Raw genomic sequence first — 19,621 nt, 5'->3', positions numbered from 1 at the left:
CCTTATTTTAGCACCGAATTCTTGCGAATGCACGTTCTGTCAAAAAAGAAACAGCCTGAGAATCCCCAGGCTGTTTTCCAATCAGTTTTTCGCTAAACGTAGCGCTTGTTTGATCGCTTTGAACGCGCTTGAATTGCCGTAAATTAATACACCGCCTTTATAAATTCTGGCGCCGATAACGGCCAGTATGACAATGGTGAGCAGTGTGATTCCGATTCCGACAGCCGCCTGCCAGAACGGAATATCAAGCATGCCGACGCGCAGGAACATAATCATTGGCGTAAAGAACGGAATAAACGAAGTTACCGTAATAAATCCTGCGTCAGGCGCATTCAAACCGAACATCGCGATCATAAAACCGGCGACAACCAAAAGCGTCATCGGCGTGATCGTTTGCTGCACGTCCTCTATTCTGCTGACGACACTGCCAAGAAACGCGGCAAGTGTCGCGTACAAAAAGTATCCGAGCAAAAAGAAAATGACAGCATAGATGACAGTGGTTGCAGATACGTCGGTCAAATTAAGGAATCCGCCGACAGATGAAGCCGTTTCGCTCTTTTGGTTCAGCTTAAGCGACAGAGAGCCGGCTCCTATAATAATAGCAAGCTGTGTGATCCCGACAAGCCCGATACCAAGCAGCTTTGCAAACATTTGCTGGATCGGCGGCATACTTGAGATCAGGATTTCCATAACTCGCGAAGATTTTTCGGTTGCGACCTCCATCGCTATCATGCTGGCATACATAATCACCGAGAAATAAATGACGAACAGCATAATGTAAACAAGCCCTACCGTCTGGCCAAGCTCTTCCTCAGACTTTGCCCCTTCTTTCAGCGCCTTCTGCCCCACAGTAACAGGCGCATAAAGGCTGCTGATCGTTTCCTGCGACACGCCGAGCTCCGCTGTTCCGACAGCTGTTTTGGTTTGCGTCAGCGCCTGCTGCAGTGTTTGATACGTGCTTTCATCAGAAATCGTTAACGCTTTATATGTTCCTGAAATGGTCCCTTTTTCATCTCGTTTGATGATGAGCATGCCATCGAGTGATTCATCTTTGACTTGCTTTGTGACCTCATCCTCCGATTGCTTCGACAGTTTCACATCAAGATCGCCGTCAGTATCCACCGCTTTCAGCTGCTTTGAAAAAACCGGATATAATTCGTTTGTTTCATCAACAACGGCGATTTTTTCTTTCGCATCGTCACCTTGAAACAAAGAAATGATCGACTCCAGATTCGTTACAACTAAAACAAGCAGCACCGTGATGACAGTCGAAATAATAAAGGATTTTGCCATAATCTTATTTTTGTATGTATGAGAAAGCATGATCCAAAATTTATTCATAGACGGCCCCCACCTTTTCTATAAAAATATCATGCAGTGACGGCTCTTCAAGCTCAAACTTTCTGATAAACCCTTTTCCCTGTAGCATCGCAAAAATCTCTTGAGAAATGTCTTCATTGGCAATCTGCAGCTTGACGCCGTCTGCCGTTTCCTTCCATTGAAGAATGCCTTCATGGGACTGCAAAAAGCGCAGATCGTCATCGGAGTGAATGGTAACATTCTTTTTACCGAAAGAACGCTTGATCTCCTTCAGCTTGCCTTGTACAACCGGTTTTCCTTTCTGCAATATGCAAAGGTTCTCACAAAGCTCCTCCACATGTTCCATCCGATGGCTTGAAAATAAAATAGAAACACCGCTGTTTTTCAGCGAGATCACGGCCTCTTTTAGCAGCTCAACATTGACAGGGTCCAAGCCGCTGAATGGTTCATCAAGAATCAGGAGCTCCGGCTTATGCAAAACTGCCGAAATGAATTGGATTTTCTGCTGATTCCCCTTCGAAAGCTCTTCCACCTTCTTATTCTCGTAATCTGTAATATTGAAGCGTTCAAGCCATGTCCCGAGCTCTTTTACAGCCTCTCGCTTCTCCATCCCTTTTAATCTGGCAAGATAGACGAGCTGATCCCTTACCTTCATTTTCGGATAAAGGCCCCGCTCTTCCGGCAAATAACCGATTTTGTTGCTGATATGATAATTCACAGGACGGCCCTTCCAGCTGATTGAGCCCTCCGTAATGCTTAATAATCCTAGGATCATGCGAAACGTTGTTGTTTTTCCCGCTCCGTTTGCGCCTAATAGACCGAACATTTGCTGTTCCGGAATATCTAAGTCCAATCCGTCAACGGCTTTATAATCTCCAAATGTCTTCGTTACGTGATCAATTGTAAGCACTGAATCTCCTCCTTCCCTGACCCATTATATACTAATTTTGGATAAAGCATAATAAAGGATTTTGATTTCCTTTTTAGAATATAAATGAAGAAAGACTGATAAACCTTAAAATGGAGGAGAAACCTGATGGCTGATTATTTCCTTACCGTATTTGATCCTTCGGGGAACACGCTGGTAAACGAGCAATTCGAGGCAGAACATGAAGAAGCGGCAAAAACGCATGGTGAAGCCCTCTTAAAAGAAAAAGAGCTTCATAGTCATACTCATCGTTTAGTCAATGCAGCCGGAAAGCTGATTTTGTTTCACAGATGATCAGCTTTCCGGCTGATCTGTTACGCTTGAAACTTCGGCTCCCGTTTTTCTAAAAAGGCACGGATTCCTTCTTGGTGATCCTTGGTCCTTCTCATTCTCTCTTGGGCGCTGCGCTCAAGGGATAGCACTTTTTTCAGTTCTTCAATTTGGAGGCTTTGAAAAATACCTTTCGTTTCGATCATCGCCAAAAGAGGGGAGGCCAACAGGGTTTCGATAATGGGTCTTGCGCCTTCGGCAGGGTCTCCGGCAAATGTCCCATCAAGAAGCCCCATATCGGCAGCTTCCGAGGCAGATAGTTTTTTTCCGCTCCAAATCAGTTTTTTCGCTTTTGCTTCACCGATTCTTTTCTTCAGCAAATAATGTCCTCCGCCGTCCGGAACAAGCCCAATGCCGATAAAATTCATCGCGAGAACGGCGTTTTTTTCAGCGAGCACAATGTCCGTACAAAGCGCCAAACTCAGGCCCAGTCCCGCAGCAGCACCATGAATGGCTGCAATTGTCACTTTCTTCATCTGATATAAATTCAGGGTGACAGCCTCAATCGTATCCATCAGCCGTTTAAATTGGTCAGGGTCATGCTCTGACGTCATCATCCTGATATCACCGCCGGCCGAAAAGCCTTTCCCGCTTCCTCTCAGGAGAACGATGAGCGCCTCGCTTGCAGCCGCCATTTCGACTGCCTCCTTCAATTCAGACAGCATCTGTTCATTCAGGGCGTGATGGGCATCAGGCCGATTCAGGATAATCTCTGCAACGGCCCCATTACATGCATATTGAACAAACTCCATTAAAAGCACCTCCATGTATGCGCTTACTTTTTTCTTTCTCCTATACATTCCCCGCCATCCCCAAATAAACCTTTTTATTTTTCAAGGTCAATAGATACTGAAAAATGCATATTGTTTGAATGGAAACATAAAGTTTTATATAGTGAAAAAGAAGGGATATCTTGATGAGAAGGGAGGAAAGGACATGGATAAATTGCTGATCAGTTTTCTGTTAAGTTTATTTATGGTGTACTTTCCCCCTTCGGACGTGGTTCTGCCTTCCCAGTTTGAAGCAAGCACTGACAGCTATGTGCCTATGTCCTCATATCCGCAGGAAACACAATCGGCAAAAACGCCGTCGCCGGGCAGCATTCACCCGGCTGAGCTGATCAAAGAGTACAGCCCGCTGGCACAGTCTGTCAGGCATCTCTCTGTCAAACCACTTGACGAACCGCTGATAAACAGGCTGGAAAAGGCTTGTGCCGTCCCTGTCAAATACCAGTCTAATTACCTCCGAATATAATTTGCTCAAGTTTTATTTGTAACTCACCCCATACTGCCAACACTACATTCGGAGGGATTTTCATTGAATATTAAAGAAAACGATCTGCCGGGCATCGGCAAAAAGTTTGAAATCGAAACAAGAAGCCACGAAAAAATGACGATTATCATTCATGATGACGGAAGAAGGGAAATTTACCGGTTTAATGACCGGGACCCGGATGAGCTTCTTTCAAATATTTCATTGGATGATTCTGAAGCAAGGCAAATTGCAGCTATTCTCGGAGGCATGGTCTATAAACCGCAAGCTCTGGAGTCCATCGAAATGGCCTTCAGCGATCTTATTATTGAATGGTTTAAGGTCGAAAAAGGCGCCAAATCGATCGGGCGCACACTCGGAGAGCTTGATGTTCGCCAGAATTACGATGTCACTGTGATTGCCATTATCAAACACAACCAGGAAAAACTCCTAAATCCCGGAGCCGATTCGATTATTGAAGAAAATGACACCCTTGTCCTCTCAGGTGAGAGAAAGCATCTGAAGAAACTGATTCACGATTTTCTTTCTGGAGAGGGCGTGTGAGCCCCGATGGACCATCTTGTATTTGAAGTCGGAACTGCACTTGTCCTTGTGGCAATCGCCAGTGTGATCGCCAATAAAATTAAATTTTCGATTATTCCGTTTCTGATTGTGCTGGGAATGCTTGTTGGACCGCACGCGCCGAAAATGGGGATTATTGATCTAACATTTATTCAAAGCAGTGAAATCATCGAGTTTTTCGGGCGAATGGGCGTACTGTTCCTTCTCTTCTATCTCGGACTCGAATTCTCTGTCGGGAAGTTAATCAAATCAGGAAAATCAATCGCGGTCGGCGGGACGATTTATATTTTGATTAACTTCAGCCTCGGACTGCTTTACGGGTTTATCACCGGATTTTCCTTTCTGGAAGTCCTCATCCTCGCAGGCGTCATCACAATCTCGTCAAGTGCGATTGTCGCAAAAGTGCTCGTTGATTTAAAAAGAACCGCCAATCCGGAAACCGAATTGATTCTCGGCATCATCATGTTTGAAGATATTTTCCTTGCCGTATATCTGTCCGTTGTTTCCGGCCTTATACTAGGTGATGCGACATCCGTAGGGAGTGCACTCTTGTCCATTTTGATCGCCTTCGGTTATATGCTGCTGTTTTTTATCGCAGCAAGAAAACTCCCACCGCTGTTGAACAAACTGTTGGACATTCGCTCAAACGAAGTGTTTATTATCGTCATTTTCGCAGCACTCTTTTTTATCGCCGGGTTTTCAGAGACGATTCATGTAGCAGAAGCAATCGGCGCGCTGCTGCTCGGTTTGGTCTTTTCAGAAACAGAGCATTCCGATAGGATTGAACACCTCGTTGTTCCGTTTCGCGACTTCTTCGGTGCGATGTTCTTTTTCAGCTTCGGCCTCAGTATCGATCCGTTTTCGCTTGGTGAAGCGGTTTGGCTTGCGTTGGGTGCAGTGATTTTGACCATTCTGGGAAATTTTATCGCCGGAATGGTGGCAGGACGACGCGCAGGGCTTTCTCATAAGGCTTCATCGAATATCGGGCTGACGATCGTATCGCGGGGAGAATTTTCGATTATCGTTGCGAATCTCGGGATAGCCGGCGGACTGTCGGCCACATTAAAGCCGTTTGCCGCATTATATGTCCTCATTCTGGCGATTTTGGGACCGCTTGTCACAAAGGAATCAAAACGAATTTACCGCTTGCTGAACAAGGTATTTAAATGGAAGCCTGAGGTTCAGCCCGCAAAAAAACAGGGATAAAAAAAGCAGCACTGTAATCAGTGCTGCTTTGTCGTTTTTTCAAAAATCTGCTCTAAATATTTGATTTTTTCGTCCGTGTAGTGCTCGAAGCGCTCATTGTACGATTTCGGATCTTTCGGATTCGCAAAATGCGTGATTTTCCCTGTATCCCGATCAATAAATTTACTAGCAGCGCCGCAGCCGATTCCGATAATCGTCTGGACCTCTTCCATAATCATAATGTTGTAGATGCTTTCTTGTCCCGGCAAAGAGTATCCGACGTTTTCAAGGTTTCCAAGAATGTTTTTCTGGCGGTATAAATAATAAGGCACGTACCCATGCTCTTTCGTCCAGGCTACCGCGTCTTCCATCATTTGAGAAACCTCTTCCCTGCCGGCAACTTTGTACTTATGCTTGTTTCTCGTCATTTCTGACGCCCGTTTAAATGAAAGAGTATGAACGGTAAGGGATTCCGGCATCAGTTTTTCTGTTTCTGAAAGACTGTGCCTGAACTCCTTCACGCCTTCCCCAGGCAAACCAATAATCAAGTCCATGTTGATATTATTCATGCCGTGCTGGCGTGACAGATGATATTTCTCAATGGTCTCTTCAACCGTATGGTGCCGCCCGATCGCCTTTAGCGTTTCGTTTTCGTAGGATTGCGGATTGATGCTGATCCGATCAATGTCATATTTGTTTAAAACGGCGAGTTTTTCTTCTGTAATCGTGTCAGGACGACCGGCCTCCACCGTAATCTCACGAATGTTTTTCACATCCGGGAAGGAGCGGACCATTTCTTCATACAGCAGATCCATCTCCTCCGCTGTAATGCTTGTCGGCGTCCCGCCGCCAAAGTAAATGGTTGTAACCTTAACATCATGCTCCTTCAGCCATTCACCGATTTTCTGCATTTCGTAATGCAGTCCCCATAGGAATGAGCCGACTCTGCCTGCCTGTCCCTGGATGGCATACGCAGGGAATGTGCAATACGCGCATTTTGTCGGGCAGAACGGAATGCCGATATAAATGCTGACTTCATCCTTTACTCGGTACAAATCCGGCACTGCCGCCAGCTGACGATCAACAATTTCCTGCATTAGCATGATTTTTTCATCATGAATTAAATAGTCTTTTTTCAACTCAGCATGCGCTTGCTCCTTGGACATTCCGCTTTGCAGTTTTTTATGAAGCAGCTTTGTGGGCCGGATTCCTGTGAGGATTCCCCACTTCTGCGTAATGCCCGTATGCGCCTGAAGAAGATTGAGATACACATAAGAAATTGTGTTTTTCACTTGCTTAAAAGCTTCTTTTTCATTCATGCCGGGAGAAAAGAATTTTGTATGCTGTTCCTTTATGCCAGTTCCCTTCACTTCTCCCGAAACCGTCACATGCTCATCCGTTTGTGACAACGCTAAAGAAATGACATAATCTGCGGGCTCCTCTCCGCCATACGCAAGCTCGCACTCTTCATAAAACAAATTTGCAATATTTTGCAGAGGCCGATGCAGGCGGTCATCATGTATGCCTTCTATTTTAATTTGCAACTTCATCACCTAATTTATCAGATTCAAAACTTTCTTTAGTGTACAGAAATAAACTGCTAAAATCAATCCGGCAAAAAAGCCGCCGCACCTGTCAGGGTGCGAGCGGCTTTTTTACACACGTTTCATGTGGAACTTATCAAGAAATCCTTTTCGCTGCTGCATTCGGAAATATTCCTTCATCATATAAGCGACACCTTGCTCGTCATTGGACCTTGTAACCCAATCTGCCTTTCTCTTAATTTCCGGAACGGCATTCCCCATCGCTACCCCAAGACCGGCAAGTTCGATCATCGGCAGATCGTCATACTGATGCCCAATGGCCACGACATCATCCATACTCAGGCCCAGCTCTGAAGCGACGAGGGCCAAACCCGCTTCCTTCGAGACACCTTTCGGGACGATATTCAGCTTCTCATCGTTTACGCGAATCACGTCCACCGCAGGGAAGGCTTTTGTAATCGTTTCTGTAATGTCATGCTGAATGTCGTGCTCCGTGTACACCTCGATGACGGGTGCACTCACCGGCTCATCCATGAGGAGATCGCTTAATGATTCAACGAACTGGACTGGATAAAAGATCGGGTCAGACGGATGAATGAGTGCTTTCCCCAATAAATTCGAATTCACCTTTTTCTTGTTTCCGATGGAATACTTTTCGTGAAGAAGCCGAATATTACATTGATAGCTCTCCAGCACTTGAACAATGTTAAAGGTATGATCATCAGAAATTCTTTTTTCAAAAAACGGGGCGTCAATTTTCTCAGCGATATATGCCCCGCTATGGGTGATCAGCTTGGCATCAAGCTTTAGCGATTTCGCTATTTTCTGTGCTGAGCGAAAATGACGGTTGGTCACAAGTGTGACGTAAATCCCTTTTTTCTTTACATATTCAATCGCGTCTTTCGTTGCCTGATGAATCTTCCCGTTCGACCGAAGCAGCGCTCCATCTATATTTAAGGCAAGCAATTGTTTTGACACAGAGATGTCCCCCTCCTTGATGACTGTACTTGTGTATAGGATATGACCCTGTCTCTGTGTTTAGAACAACCTTTTCTTAAAGCAAAAAAAGCCTGGCTCAGCAGACTTTATTTATGGCTTGTTGATAGGATACGATCGAAGCAGCCATTCTCCCTAATATCGTTATTTCGATTTACGAAAAATCATGTATCAGGAACCCCTTGTTTGACCAATGATGCGCTCCGAACACTTACTCTCTGTTGCTTATCCCCTCTATATAACGGCATGATATGCGACCGTATCCATTTGAAATAGGTAAGTGTAGGCGCTTTCAATGTTATTATCTCAGTTTTCTTTTCCGATGACAAGGGTTTTTTTAACTAAAAAAAGTAACCAACTTTTGTATATCCGTGGTAGGATCAGTTGTTAATTTTTAGGACTATACACTTGATCCAGAACGTACATTCCCATACAATATAAATAATAAACGAAAAAGCGGTGTTTATATGGCTGATTTAAAAGAAATATATAATGAAGAACTGATATCTCAGTTGATCCATCATGTAAGGTCATCCTATCCTGATTTTAACAAAAACAGATTCTTGGATACATTACGGCTGGAGGACTGGCCTGAACTCACTTTAAAAGAGCGGATGCGCCGCGTGACAGTTTCTTTATACGAAACTTTGCCAAAACAATACGTTGAAGCGCTCACAATTTTACGGGATACAGCCCCTCATTTTAAAGGACTCAGCGGAATTTTATTTCCAGATTATGTGGAACAGTACGGGTTAGCGCATTGGGAAGAATCAATAAAGGCATTGGAATCCTTTACGCAATATTCGACCTCAGAATTTGCTGTAAGGCCTTTTTTGCTGTTAGATCAAGAAAAGATGATTGCACAATTGCTTGCATGGTCTGAGCATAAAAATGAACACGTGAGAAGACTTGCGAGCGAAGGCAGCAGGCCCCGCCTGCCATGGGGAAAATCGATACCGGCTTTGAAATCGGACCCTTCCCCCGTATTGCCGATCCTTGAAAAGCTGATGCAGGACGAGTCCTTATATGTAAGAAAAAGCGTGGCCAACAACCTTAATGATATATCAAAAACGCATCCTCATTTACTGAGAAAAGTCGCAGATCAATGGTACGGAACACATCCCCATACAGACTGGATTATCAAACACGCCTATCGGACCTTATTAAAAAAGGGTGATAAACAGGCCTTAGCGCTTTTTGGTTATGAAAATGCTGATTCGATACAACTACATGATTTAACATGCCAGCCCAAACGTATAGTTATTGGCGAAAGCCTTGAATTTTCTTTCTATATTCATTCAGACAGGGATCAAAAAGTAAGAATTGAGTACGCAATTGATTTTGTAAAAGCAAGAGGCCAGCGTCATCAGAAAGTATTTAAAATAACAGAAACAAATATACGAAAAAACGAAACGAAATCATACACAAGAATCCAATCCTTTAAGGATTTAACCACCAGAAAGCATTACAAAGGAATTCATACATTATCAGTGATCATCAATGGAGAGGTAAAAGATTCATTGGATTTCCAAGTTTGCTGAATGAATAAAAAATCCCTTCTTATCCAAGAAGGGATTTTGCTTATTAGCCTTCAACACTGCCGTAAAGCTCTTCTAAAGGCTTCATAATGATTTTGTTCAATTCACCAATCAGCATGCTCATGCGCTGCTCCGCTTCCATCAGCTGAGAAATTTTTTCGTGCTGCTGTACAAGCGCAACTGTTTTTTGAGCCTGCGTCACTTCTTCTTGTGTAATCTCTTCTCCTGCCATTTGTTTTTGCTGGAGTCTAAGCTGTACATCACGGAAGTTTTCGAACATGCGCTTCGCTGATTCATCTGCGTTAACTTCGTCGTAAAGGTTTTTTAAACGGGTGAACTCTTCGCTCCCGCGTAATGCATTTTCCAGATCATATGCTACATCATAAAAATTAACAGCCATTGTAAATAGCTCCTTTCATCATTGCCGTTTGACATACCACTCCACTATAACAGACTATGGAGCTCCTTTCATTAATCAAAACCCATTTCTTCTTAAAAAAGGATGACAAACAATGCTTGAATCGCGCCTATAATTCCGCCGAGAAGCCCCCCCAAATAGGTAATCATTTTAAATTCTTTTTTTGAAATGGACAGCACCATTTCTTCAAGACGCTCCACCGGGAACTGATCCACCTGCTCCTTGACGATTTCCTCAAGATGCAACCGTTTTAAGGCACTTTCAAGGTTGGACGAAATCCCTTCAAGCAATTTGTCTAACAGTGCCGGCAGCATTTGCTGGGTCAGCTCAGATTCATAGCGGACGGTAAGCGTGCCAATCGTATTGTCGAAGAAAGGGGCAGTCGAAAATGCTTGCAGCACTCTTCGTTTCAAACTGAAAATGAGAGCCTTTGCATTCCATTTTTCATCTGCTTCATTAAACGTATACTCCCTCAGCTTGCCCCATTCGTTTTTTAAGAGATCAGAAAGCAATTTATTTGTTTCCTCATTGCGCAAGAATTTCAGCAGCTCCGGCAGCACGCGATCCGCAAGGCTTGAATTGCCAAGAAACATTTGCACCATGCTTCCAAGCATGCCGCGCTCTTTTAAAAAGTCATCAATCATATTGCCAAGACGGATTTTTCCTTCATCACTTTCAAAATAACGGACACTCCGTGACAATATATATCCTGAAATCATCGGAATTTTTTCCTCAAGCTTTTCCTGCACCTCTATAGGCACCAGCTCTTTTAACGATTGATCCCCGTATTGGCGGAAAAGCTCATTCAGCTTATCATCGGTCCAGCTGCTGATCCATGCATCAGCAGCTTTTTCTGGGCGCTTCATCCCGGCTTTTTCAAGCGCTTCTTTTACTGTCACTTCAGAAAGTGACAGCTTTTGAATCAGCTGTTCCCCCACGCGAAGAGCCTGCGTTTTGGCTGCATCAGAGACGAGCCGCTTTTTAATGCCTTCAGGGGTTAAGAGATGATTGACTACCATCAGTCCCATTTGTTTTGCAAGCTCATCTCGCCGTCTTGGAATCAGCCCGGGCGTAAAAGGAACTCGCTTCCCAAACAAATAGTACGCTTTATACGGCCTAAACAGCATTTGAATTGCTAAATGATTGGTCACCGCCCCAATGGCAGCGCCGATCACGATCATAAAAATAAAGGTTCCTGCAATACCCATTCCTATTCATCTTCCTCCATCTGTGCTTCAGCTTTTTTCATATAGATTATGTACCTATACGTATTATAGAGGCTCATGCAATCACTTAGCAAACGAGGAGACAAATTCCTGTTCTTAGAAAATCAGCTTGTTCTTTTGGAATAGGGCAAGGTGGAGAATCGTATTCTGTAAAGTAGAATACCGTCAGCTGCGTTCGTCTTACATGTATTTAGTGTAAAGCTGCGGACACCCGCCGGCAGCTTTTGAATAAAAGGGGGAGTCTCACCATGATAACACTCGGTTTTATGTCCTTATCCCGCCAGCATGAAGCGGATTATTCCGCAGAACTGGCCAAAAGAGCACCCGAATTCGGCATACGTTTCATCCGGTTTACACCATTTGATATTTCACCTGACACTTTGCGTGTCAAAGCATCGGTCTATCATTCGGCCAGCAGCACATGGAACGAAACTGAAATGGCGATTCCAGATTATATTTATGATCGCTGTTTTTACGGCAAGGATTCACATTCCCAAAAAGCAAAACCAATCGTTGAGTGGCTCAAAAAATATCCGAAAACGGAATTTATCGGGCGGGGTCTTCCCGATAAGTGGACCGTCCTTCACGATTTGCAGCAGCACTCTGTAATCAATCCCTATATTCCCGAAACGATAAAGGTGAGCCGCTACGAACAAATTCACTCCTTTTTATCCAAAGAAAAAGCCTGCATCCTTAAACCGGCATTCGGCGCGGGAGGCAGAGGCGTGATTCTTTTGAAGCTGGGCAAGAAAAACATCACTGCTACTTATCACATCGGAAAGGATAAGCAGACAAAAACGTTTTCCAACCAGACTTCTTTTAAGACATGGTGCAAAAAAGTGCTTCAGCATCAATATTTGCTTCAGCCTTACTTAAACATTCAAGATAAGGAACAATACCCTTGTGATATTCGCCTGTTTATGGAAAAAAACGAAGCAGGTGAATGGAATACAGTCGGAAAGGCAGTAAGACGCGGATACAAACACGGGCTGCTCGCCAATTTGTCAGGCGGATCTGATGCGCTGACATTTGACTCCTGGTTTGAAGATATACCGAAAAAACAGCAAGTGGTTTTACTAGATGATGTGTTTTCGATTACCCAATCGGTTCCGTATTATCTTGACGAGCGCTATGGGCCGTTGTTTGAACTCGGTCTTGATATATGTCTTGCAAAGGACGGGAGAATTTGGATTTTAGATATCAATTCCAAACCAGGCAGGAAGTCAATCCTGCGTGTCTCTCCCGAGCAAAAAGAACAGCTGTACACTTGTCCCCTAAAGCGCTGCCAATATCTGTTTTCTGAGCAAAGCCAGAAAGGAGTTCTTCCGCGTGAATCCTAAACGGTTTTTGATCGGCATAGACAAAACCAGTGAAAACACCCTGTTTCTGCCCTCTTCGCTGAAGCAAGACGGACTTTTGCATGCCGCATTCGGAACGAAGGTTGTCAGATGCCACGTTGCTTACAGACGGCATCTGGAACAAACCGTGCTTCTCTCTGAAAATCTGTTTCATGAGCTTTTGCTTCCCCACCGAAGCAGGGCTGATATACTGATTCATGATCATACAGTGCATATCGGGCCGTTAGTCGGCATCTTTACGGCAGGGTTTACTGTATCTCTTGAACGTCCATTTAAGGATCGTTCCCTCTTTTTTTCTAAACTTGTCACGTTACACGAGCAAGCCGGGGGCTACTGCTTCGTTTTTGGCGCGCACCAAATCAATTGGGAGGAAGGCACGATTGAAGGCCTCCTTTACAGGGAAAACGGCTGGGAGAAAAAAATCGTTCCATTGCCGAACGTCGTTTATGACCGTTTGCCGAACCGAAAAATTGAAGATTCACTTCTCTTGCAACATACAAAAAAGAGGCTGATCGATGAATATCAGATCCCATGGTTTAATAAAACGTTTTTCAATAAATGGAACGTTCATCAATTGCTCGAAAAAGATCCGAGAACGGCACCTTTTTTGCCTAGATCCGAGCTGACACCGTCTGTGGAGCTGATAGATGAGCTCTGTGGCGCATACAAAAAAGTCTATATCAAACCGGCAAATGGAGCACTCGGCACCGGCATTTATCAGCTGACAAGAACAGATGGCGGCCTGACGGTAAAGCATACAAATGACGCCAAAACATTTACTTCGATTGATTATTCCGATGCCGCCTCATTCCTTGCAGAATTTCAAAAACATCACAACCCGTCCGACTTTCTCATTCAGCAAGGTGTTGATCTCATCGAATTTCAAGGCAAACCAGCGGATTTCCGTGTCCATACCAATAAAAACAGAAAAGGAAAATGGACAGTGACAGCAATCGCCGTAAAAATTTCCGGAAAGAACAGCATTACAACACATCTTTCTAACGGCGGCACTGTAAAGACACTTGCGGAAGTATACGATGATCCCGCTGAAAGAGTTGAGGTCATTAAAAAGCTTTCTGCAGCGGCACTGACGGCAAGCCATGTCCTTCATGATCATATCGAGGGGTTTATCGGGGAGATTGGTTTCGATTTTGGCATTGATCAGAACGGTAAAGTATGGATGTTTGAAGCGAATTCGCGCCCAGGCCGAAGCATTTTTTCTCATCCAAATTTGCATCATGTTGATTCTCTTACAAAACGAAGAAGTTTTGAATACGCGTCATATTTATCTGAGAAGGCAATCACATCTCCTGAAGCATTGTGGCCTTCGTAACCTGTCCGCTTTTTTAATAAAGCGGGCTTATCTTTATCCAAAGCTGGGACAAACTGCATATTAAGGCCTCTTCAATGATGTTCTGAAACAATGATACAATGAATATAAGCCGTTTTTATTTAGGTCAATTGATACCAAATGTAAGGAGCGTGGCCGTAATGATTTCTCATTTCAGCTGGAAACCTTTGTTCCCAAAAGAAAAGCTGCCCGGATGGAAAATTTCATTTTATTATAAAGGGACCCATTATGAAGGCATCTATCATAAGAGCGGTGAGATTGAATGGGGAGACTTGTTTCCCGCTCGCGCTGACGAGCCTGCTCTTACAAACGAGATACATGAACTGATGCTTTTTCATATTTATGACTAGCTTAGCCTAAACGGCTAAGCTTTTTTTATTTCTCAAGATTTACCACACAATTCTCCGCATGAGTTTCCGGACATTTTAACATAATACGTAGTAACAAGCCGGCAAAGCATTGGGTTACGCCGAGGCGGCAGTGACACCCGAGAAGGGTTCACAGATTGGTGCAACTCCAGTTAACCCAACCATACTAAACAAAAAAGGAGATTTTACACATGGCTAACCAAAACTCTTCAAATGACTTACTAGTTCCTGGCGCAGCTCAGGCTATCGATCAAATGAAACTTGAAATCGCTTCTGAATTCGGCGTTAACCTTGGAGCGGACACAACTTCTCGCGCTAACGGTTCTGTCGGAGGAGAAATTACAAAACGTTTAGTATCTTTCGCTCAACAGCAAATGGGCGGCAGAGTTCAATAACAATTCAATATATGGCTATAGAGGGCGCGGTTTCCGCGCTCTCTTTATTTTGTCACCCTTTTTTTCTGCTCCACATATCCTAGAAAAAAGGGAGGGAATCGGGGTGTCATTCATCACCATTGTGAATTGGGAGCTGGTTCAATTCGTAAGTGTATCCATGATTCATGAATATGTTTCCCATCGTTCTGTTTATTTGTACAGGTATTCTTTCCCGCGCTGTTCAAACTGAGAACATCCTTTTATAATGAAAGGCGAGGGGGTTTTTTGATGAAAATCGCTTTATTAGGAGCCAGCGGCCGCGTCGGACAAGCCTTTTTAACACAAGCTGCAGCAGATGAAAGATTTGATATTTTCGCTCTGATCAGATCTCAACATGCTGATCTTCCCCTTTCAAAAGACAGAACCGTCATGGGGAACGCCCGCCGCTTAGAAGATGTGAAAAAAATAATGGAGAATGCTGAAATCGTGATCAGCTGTCTAGGCACAGATGGTGATGATACCTTGTCAACTGCTATGGCACACATTCTCTCCGCTATGGAGGAACAGCATATCAAACGGCTTATTACGATCGGCACCGCAGGGATCCTAGATTCCCGATATGAACCGGGAAAATACCGGTTTGAAACAAATGAATCGAAACGAAAGCAGACCCGCGCAGCCAAGGAGCATGCAAAAGTATACGAAATGCTTAAACAATCATCATTAGACTGGACAATCATCTGCCCCACTTACCTCCCGGACGGAACAGCAACCGGCGTTTATCGTACGGAGCGTAACGTTTTGCCTGAGGGCGGCACAAGCATTTCGGTCGGCGATACTGCGGACTTTTTATATCGTGAGCTTGTTACAGGTAAGTATGTCGGATACCGTGTCGGACTGGCTTATTGACTACATAAACCAAAAACCCAAAACACGATTGTTTTGGGTTTTTTGAGCGTTATGCAATGGAATGTTTCTGTCCCTTTTGCAGTTCATACATTTGATAATATTGGCCTTCTAATGCCATCAGTTCCTCCTGGTTCCCTCTCTCAACAATTTCTCCTTTATCAAGAACCAAAATCTGATCAGCATTTCTGATTGTTGAAAGCCGGTGAGCGATGACGAAGGTGGTGCGTCCTTGTTTGACGACATCAAGCGCCTTCTGGATCACGGCCTCTGTCTCTGTATCAATATGCGCCGTTGCCTCATCTAAAATCAAGATCGCGGGATCAAACGCCAAAGCTCTAGCGAAAGAAATTAACTGCCGCTCTCCAGAGGATAGCGTGCTGCCTTTTTCAATCACGGGCTCATTAATGCCCTTCGGAAGCTTCTTAAGAAGAGGCTCAGCACCGACTTGCCGCAGTGCATTTTTTATTTCTTCTTCAGTCATTCTTTCGTCATCCAGACTTACGTTAGATCCGATTGTACCCGAGAATAAGTACGGGTCCTGAAGCACAATGCCCATATGGGATCTGAGTTCCTGTCTTGACATGTTGTAAATGCTTTTTCCATCAATTAAGACATCACCTTTTTGCGCATCATAAAAACGAAACAGAAGATTCAAAATCGAGCTTTTTCCTGATCCGGTATGGCCGACGAGCGCTACGGTTTCGCCTTTTTGCGCAGTAAAGGAAATATGCTTTAATACCTCTTCACCTTCTTGATACGCAAATGACACATCACGAAATTCAACCCGCCCCAGCGCGCGCTCCTTCGCCGGTTCACCCGCTTCTTCCGTATTCTTTTCTTCAAGCAGTTCAAAAACACGCCCGGCGGAGACCCTTGCAAGCTCCAGCTTTGAAAACTGATTGACGATGCCTGTGATCGGCTGAAATAACCGGTTCAAATAATCGACAAACGCGTACAGCACACCGATAGAAACAATCCCCGCCGCATTCAGGCTCGCACCGCCAAAATGCCAGATCAGACAGACGAACGCAAGATTGCGGATGACATTGACCAGATTATGGGACATTAAGGAGTTTAAATTCAGCATCCTGTTTTGGAAATAAAAATGTGATTCATTTAATTCCTCAAATTCTCTCATTGTTTCCTTTTGATGGCGGAAAGCCTGAATAATGGTCATGCCTTGAATTGACTCATTCATTTTTGCGTTAATGTCACTGTTGATCGAGCGGATTTTTTGGTTGTAATATGACGCATATCTCCGGTATATAACCGACCACAGCCAGATAATCGGCACAATTGCCAGACATACAAACGCAAGCTTCACATCAAGCAGAAACAAAGCCGTGAATATCCCGAACATATAGATTCCGCTTGTCACAAATGTTGAAAGCACTGTGACATATAAATCCCTAATAGCCTCCGTATCATTGGTAATCCGCGCAACGACTTTTCCGGCCGGAAGGTTGTCAAAATAGCGAATCGGCATTCTCTGTATGTGCGAAAACACGTCCTGCCTCATCTTTTGAATAATCCGATTGGCGCTCATCTGCAGCAGATAATGCTGTCCGTATTGAAAGAATACCGAAAACACAAGCAAGCCCCCATACAGGCAGATCAGTAACACCATTCCCTTTATTTCCGGCTGATAGAACTGGAAAAGTTCCTGCTTAGTCAGCTTTTCGGCAGCATATGTCCGGCTCTTGTCTCCGTTTGTGATCGTCAGCTTCCCGTCAGAAACCGTTCTATTCCCGTCGAAGCTGACAGCCTGATCAACAAAATAGAACGCCATTCCCACTTGATAAATATGTGCTTCTTTTGCTTTTGAAACAGGCTCCTGCAATCGGTCCTCTCTGACATATGAGACGCCGTGAAACTGAACGGCATTTTTATCTTTTTCCGCAGCTTCATACCATGTTTTCTCAATGCCGAGGATATGGTCGTCTATCATTTTTTTGCCAATAAAGGGCCCAGTCAGTTCTGCACCGACGGCAACAGTTAGCAAAAGGACGGCTGTGATCAGCAATTTTCGATAAAGAAGTGCGTATCTCCATAACGTTTTTCCTATTTTCATGCCCCTGCTCCCCCTTCTTCGGCCGTGAACAGCTGCTGTCTTTCATATTGTTCCCGGTACCACCCATTATTGGCCAGCAGTTCTTGATGCGTGCCTCTCTCAGCAATGACGCCGCCGTCCATCACAAGGATCAGGTCAGCGTGCTCTACCGCGGATAATCGGTGCGTCAAAATAAATGTCGTTTTTCCTTTGCGGTTTTCTCTGATGTTCTTGATAATTGCAGCCTCTGTTTTGGCATCTACAGCGGAAAGTGAATCATCCAGAATCAAGATTTCCGGATTCGCCATGAGTGCTCTCGCAATCGAAATTCTTTGTTTCTGCCCGCCTGACAGTGCCACGCCTTTTTCACCGACCATTGTCTCCAGACCGGACGGAAGCATGTGCAAATCTTTTTCAAAATGTGCTTCGGCAATGGCTTGCTGAACCTCTTTATCAGTTGCATCCTGTTTTCCGTATAAAATATTTTCTTTTACAGTCCGTGAAAACAGTAAATGATCCTGCGGCACATATCCGATCCATCCGCGGAGCTGGTCAAGAGGGATTTGCTGAATCGGTACGCCTGAAAATGTAATGCTCCCTTCACCTGGAGGGTACTGGCGCAAAAGCTGCTTAATAATTGTCGTTTTTCCGCTCCCGGTTTTACCGGCAATCCCGACAGTCTGCCCTTTTCGCACCGTAAATGAAATATCCTGAAGATTGTCACTTGTTGAGCTTGGATATGTAAAGCTGACATGACTGAAAACGATATCTCCAGGCTCTTTAAGATCAGCGGGCTGTTTTGGATCTGTCAAATCCGTTTCATAAGAAAGAGTTTCATTTACCCGGTCTAATGACGCATTGCCGCGCTGCATCACGTTAATGAGTTCACCGATTGCAAACATCGGCCAAATCATCATGCCGAGATAAACGTTAAAGGACACTAACTCTCCAAGCGTCAGCTCGTTCCGGAATACAAGAAACGCTCCGTAGCCGAGCCCAATCAGATAGCTTGCGCCGACAAGCAGTTTTACCGTCGGCTCAAACAGTGAATCAATAAAAGCCACTTTCATATTTTTCTGATAAACATCAGCGGTCATTTCATTAAACCGGCGAACATCGTTTGTTTCCTGAACATACGCGCGAACCACCCGCACGCCTGAAACAGATTCCAGCACTCTGTCATTCAGCGCCCCGAACGCGTTTTGGGCCTCAGTAAACCGCTCATGAATTTTACTTCCATATAGACTGATTGCAATCGCCATGACTGGAAGCGGGATAATGGCGGCAAAGGTCAGCTTCCAGCTGATCAAAAACCCCATTGTCAAAAAGATCGTCATCATAAACATCGTAGAATCGACTAACGTCAAGATGCCAAACCCTGTCGTTAAACTGACGGCCTGAAGATCATTTGTCCCTCGTGCCATTAAATCGCCTGTCCGGTTTTTTTCATAAAACGGCGGCGACATAGTCAGCAAATGCCCCATCAGCTTCGTACGAAGAATTTTCTCCATCAGATTCGCTCCGCCAAACAGCTGATGCATCCAAAAATAAGACATGATATACACGGCCGCCGTCAGCACAAAAAAGATACCGATATAAAACAGCAGCCCTTCCGCAGTAAATGCCCCTGTTTTCATATCATCTATGGCGTTCCCCAAGAGCTTAGGCGGAAACATTTCAATGACATTGACTGCTAATAAAAGGACAATCGCAATCGTATAGCGCAGCCAGTACGCCTTAAAAAACCAGCCAAGCTTTTTCAAAACTGAAAACATCTATCCCCATCTCCTCATCAGCCGCCTTCTATTTTTTCCTTGCAGCTTTTTTCATCCAGTTTGGCACGAACAGCCCTCGCCTCTGTATTTGTCTTCACATCCCATACACCTGTCTTTC

The 19,621-nt window shown here is 44.4% G+C and carries 19 protein-coding genes and 1 pseudogene; 11 read left to right on the top strand and 9 right to left on the bottom strand.

What is annotated here, in order from left to right:
* Positions 1-81: 81 nt before the first annotated feature.
* The gene (locus bslm_RS05255; protein WP_003244912.1) at positions 82-1,341 is read right to left on the bottom strand and encodes an ABC transporter permease; all 1,260 of its coding nucleotides are present in this window, start codon (positions 1,339-1,341) and stop codon (positions 82-84) included.
* Positions 1,334-2,230, bottom strand: a complete 897-nt coding sequence (locus bslm_RS05250) for an ABC transporter ATP-binding protein (protein ID WP_003233262.1) — start codon at positions 2,228-2,230, stop codon at positions 1,334-1,336. Before bslm_RS05250 ends, bslm_RS05255 begins: the two co-directional genes overlap by 8 nt.
* A 126-nt stretch (positions 2,231-2,356) precedes the next feature.
* Between bslm_RS05250 and bslm_RS05245 the strand changes: the two genes are divergently transcribed.
* Entirely contained in the window at positions 2,357-2,542 is a 186-nt protein-coding gene (locus bslm_RS05245) for a YhzD family protein (protein ID WP_003233264.1), read from the top strand.
* Between the two features lie 20 nt (positions 2,543-2,562).
* On the opposite strand, the gene bslm_RS05240 is transcribed toward bslm_RS05245, so the two are convergent.
* Entirely contained in the window at positions 2,563-3,330 is a 768-nt protein-coding gene (locus bslm_RS05240) for an enoyl-CoA hydratase (RefSeq protein ID WP_046380896.1), read from the bottom strand.
* A 164-nt stretch (positions 3,331-3,494) separates the two neighbouring features.
* Between bslm_RS05240 and khtS the strand changes: the two are divergent.
* The 3 genes and pseudogenes from khtS (at position 3,495) to khtU (ending at position 5,617) form a co-directional block, all read left to right on the top strand.
* Positions 3,495-3,832, top strand: a pseudogene (gene khtS, locus bslm_RS05235) (K(+)/H(+) antiporter modulator KhtS).
* 63 nt (positions 3,833-3,895) lie between these two features.
* Positions 3,896-4,393 carry a K(+)/H(+) antiporter subunit KhtT gene (gene khtT / locus bslm_RS05230; protein ID WP_003233269.1) on the top strand — a complete coding sequence of 166 codons (498 nt, stop codon included), beginning with the start codon at positions 3,896-3,898 and terminating at the stop codon, positions 4,391-4,393.
* 6 nt (positions 4,394-4,399) lie between these two features.
* A complete protein-coding gene (gene khtU / locus bslm_RS05225; protein WP_003233272.1) occupies positions 4,400-5,617 on the top strand; it encodes a K(+)/H(+) antiporter subunit KhtU in 1,218 nt (405 codons plus the stop codon).
* A gap of 17 nt (positions 5,618-5,634) precedes the next feature.
* Here the strand turns inward: khtU and bslm_RS05220 are convergent, their stop codons facing one another.
* Positions 5,635-7,140: a coproporphyrinogen III oxidase gene (locus bslm_RS05220; protein ID WP_046380895.1), complete on the bottom strand. Its 1,506-nt coding sequence runs from the start codon at positions 7,138-7,140 to the stop codon at positions 5,635-5,637.
* A gap of 111 nt (positions 7,141-7,251) precedes the next feature.
* On the bottom strand, positions 7,252-8,118 hold the full coding sequence (locus bslm_RS05215) for a Cof-type HAD-IIB family hydrolase (RefSeq protein WP_003233277.1): 867 nt from the start codon (positions 8,116-8,118) through the stop codon (positions 7,252-7,254).
* A 485-nt stretch (positions 8,119-8,603) separates the two neighbouring features.
* Between bslm_RS05215 and bslm_RS05210 the strand changes: the two genes are divergently transcribed.
* Positions 8,604-9,677, top strand: coding sequence for a DNA alkylation repair protein (locus bslm_RS05210; protein ID WP_003245738.1), 1,074 nt, complete (start codon positions 8,604-8,606; stop codon positions 9,675-9,677).
* Positions 9,678-9,720: 43 nt separating this feature from the next.
* On the opposite strand, the gene bslm_RS05205 is transcribed toward bslm_RS05210, so the two are convergent.
* Both bslm_RS05205 and bslm_RS05200 read right to left on the bottom strand, forming a co-directional pair.
* Positions 9,721-10,074: a YlbF/YmcA family competence regulator gene (locus bslm_RS05205; protein ID WP_003224239.1), complete on the bottom strand. Its 354-nt coding sequence runs from the start codon at positions 10,072-10,074 to the stop codon at positions 9,721-9,723.
* Positions 10,075-10,166: 92 nt separating this feature from the next.
* Entirely contained in the window at positions 10,167-11,300 is a 1,134-nt protein-coding gene (locus tag bslm_RS05200) for a DUF445 domain-containing protein (RefSeq protein WP_015252451.1), read from the bottom strand.
* 266 nt (positions 11,301-11,566) lie between these two features.
* Between bslm_RS05200 and spaC the strand changes: the two genes are divergently transcribed.
* From spaC to bslm_RS05175, 6 genes are all read left to right on the top strand, one after another.
* The gene (gene spaC / locus bslm_RS05195) at positions 11,567-12,658 is read left to right on the top strand and encodes a spore coat associated protein SpaC (RefSeq protein ID WP_003245845.1); all 1,092 of its coding nucleotides are present in this window, start codon (positions 11,567-11,569) and stop codon (positions 12,656-12,658) included.
* Positions 12,648-14,009: a spore coat associated protein YheD gene (yheD, locus tag bslm_RS05190; RefSeq protein WP_003245015.1), complete on the top strand. Its 1,362-nt coding sequence runs from the start codon at positions 12,648-12,650 to the stop codon at positions 14,007-14,009. Before spaC ends, yheD begins: the two co-directional genes overlap by 11 nt.
* A gap of 149 nt (positions 14,010-14,158) precedes the next feature.
* Entirely contained in the window at positions 14,159-14,377 is a 219-nt protein-coding gene (locus tag bslm_RS05185) for a YheE family protein (protein WP_010886462.1), read from the top strand.
* Positions 14,378-14,586: 209 nt separating this feature from the next.
* Positions 14,587-14,790, top strand: coding sequence for a beta type acid-soluble spore protein SspB (gene sspB, locus bslm_RS05180; RefSeq protein WP_003233287.1), 204 nt, complete (start codon positions 14,587-14,589; stop codon positions 14,788-14,790).
* A gap of 103 nt (positions 14,791-14,893) precedes the next feature.
* A complete protein-coding gene (locus tag bslm_RS20510; protein ID WP_003245136.1) occupies positions 14,894-15,019 on the top strand; it encodes a hypothetical protein in 126 nt (41 codons plus the stop codon).
* A gap of 38 nt (positions 15,020-15,057) precedes the next feature.
* Positions 15,058-15,678, top strand: a complete 621-nt coding sequence (locus tag bslm_RS05175) for an SDR family oxidoreductase (RefSeq protein ID WP_046380894.1) — start codon at positions 15,058-15,060, stop codon at positions 15,676-15,678.
* Positions 15,679-15,727: 49 nt separating this feature from the next.
* On the opposite strand, the gene bmrD is transcribed toward bslm_RS05175, so the two are convergent.
* A complete protein-coding gene (gene bmrD / locus bslm_RS05170; protein ID WP_046380893.1) occupies positions 15,728-17,749 on the bottom strand; it encodes a multidrug resistance ABC transporter ATP-binding protein/permease BmrD in 2,022 nt (673 codons plus the stop codon).
* Entirely contained in the window at positions 17,746-19,503 is a 1,758-nt protein-coding gene (gene bmrC / locus bslm_RS05165) for a multidrug ABC transporter ATP-binding protein BmrC (protein ID WP_046380892.1), read from the bottom strand. Before bmrC ends, bmrD begins: the two co-directional genes overlap by 4 nt.
* Between the last annotated feature and the right edge of the window lie 118 nt (positions 19,504-19,621).

The organism is Bacillus sp. LM 4-2 (genome assembly GCF_000978495.1).
GTDB classification, from domain to species: domain Bacteria; phylum Bacillota; class Bacilli; order Bacillales; family Bacillaceae; genus Bacillus; species Bacillus subtilis.
The sequence above is the reverse complement of the archived record's forward strand: the minus strand, read 5'-3'. Positions and strand labels throughout refer to the sequence as shown.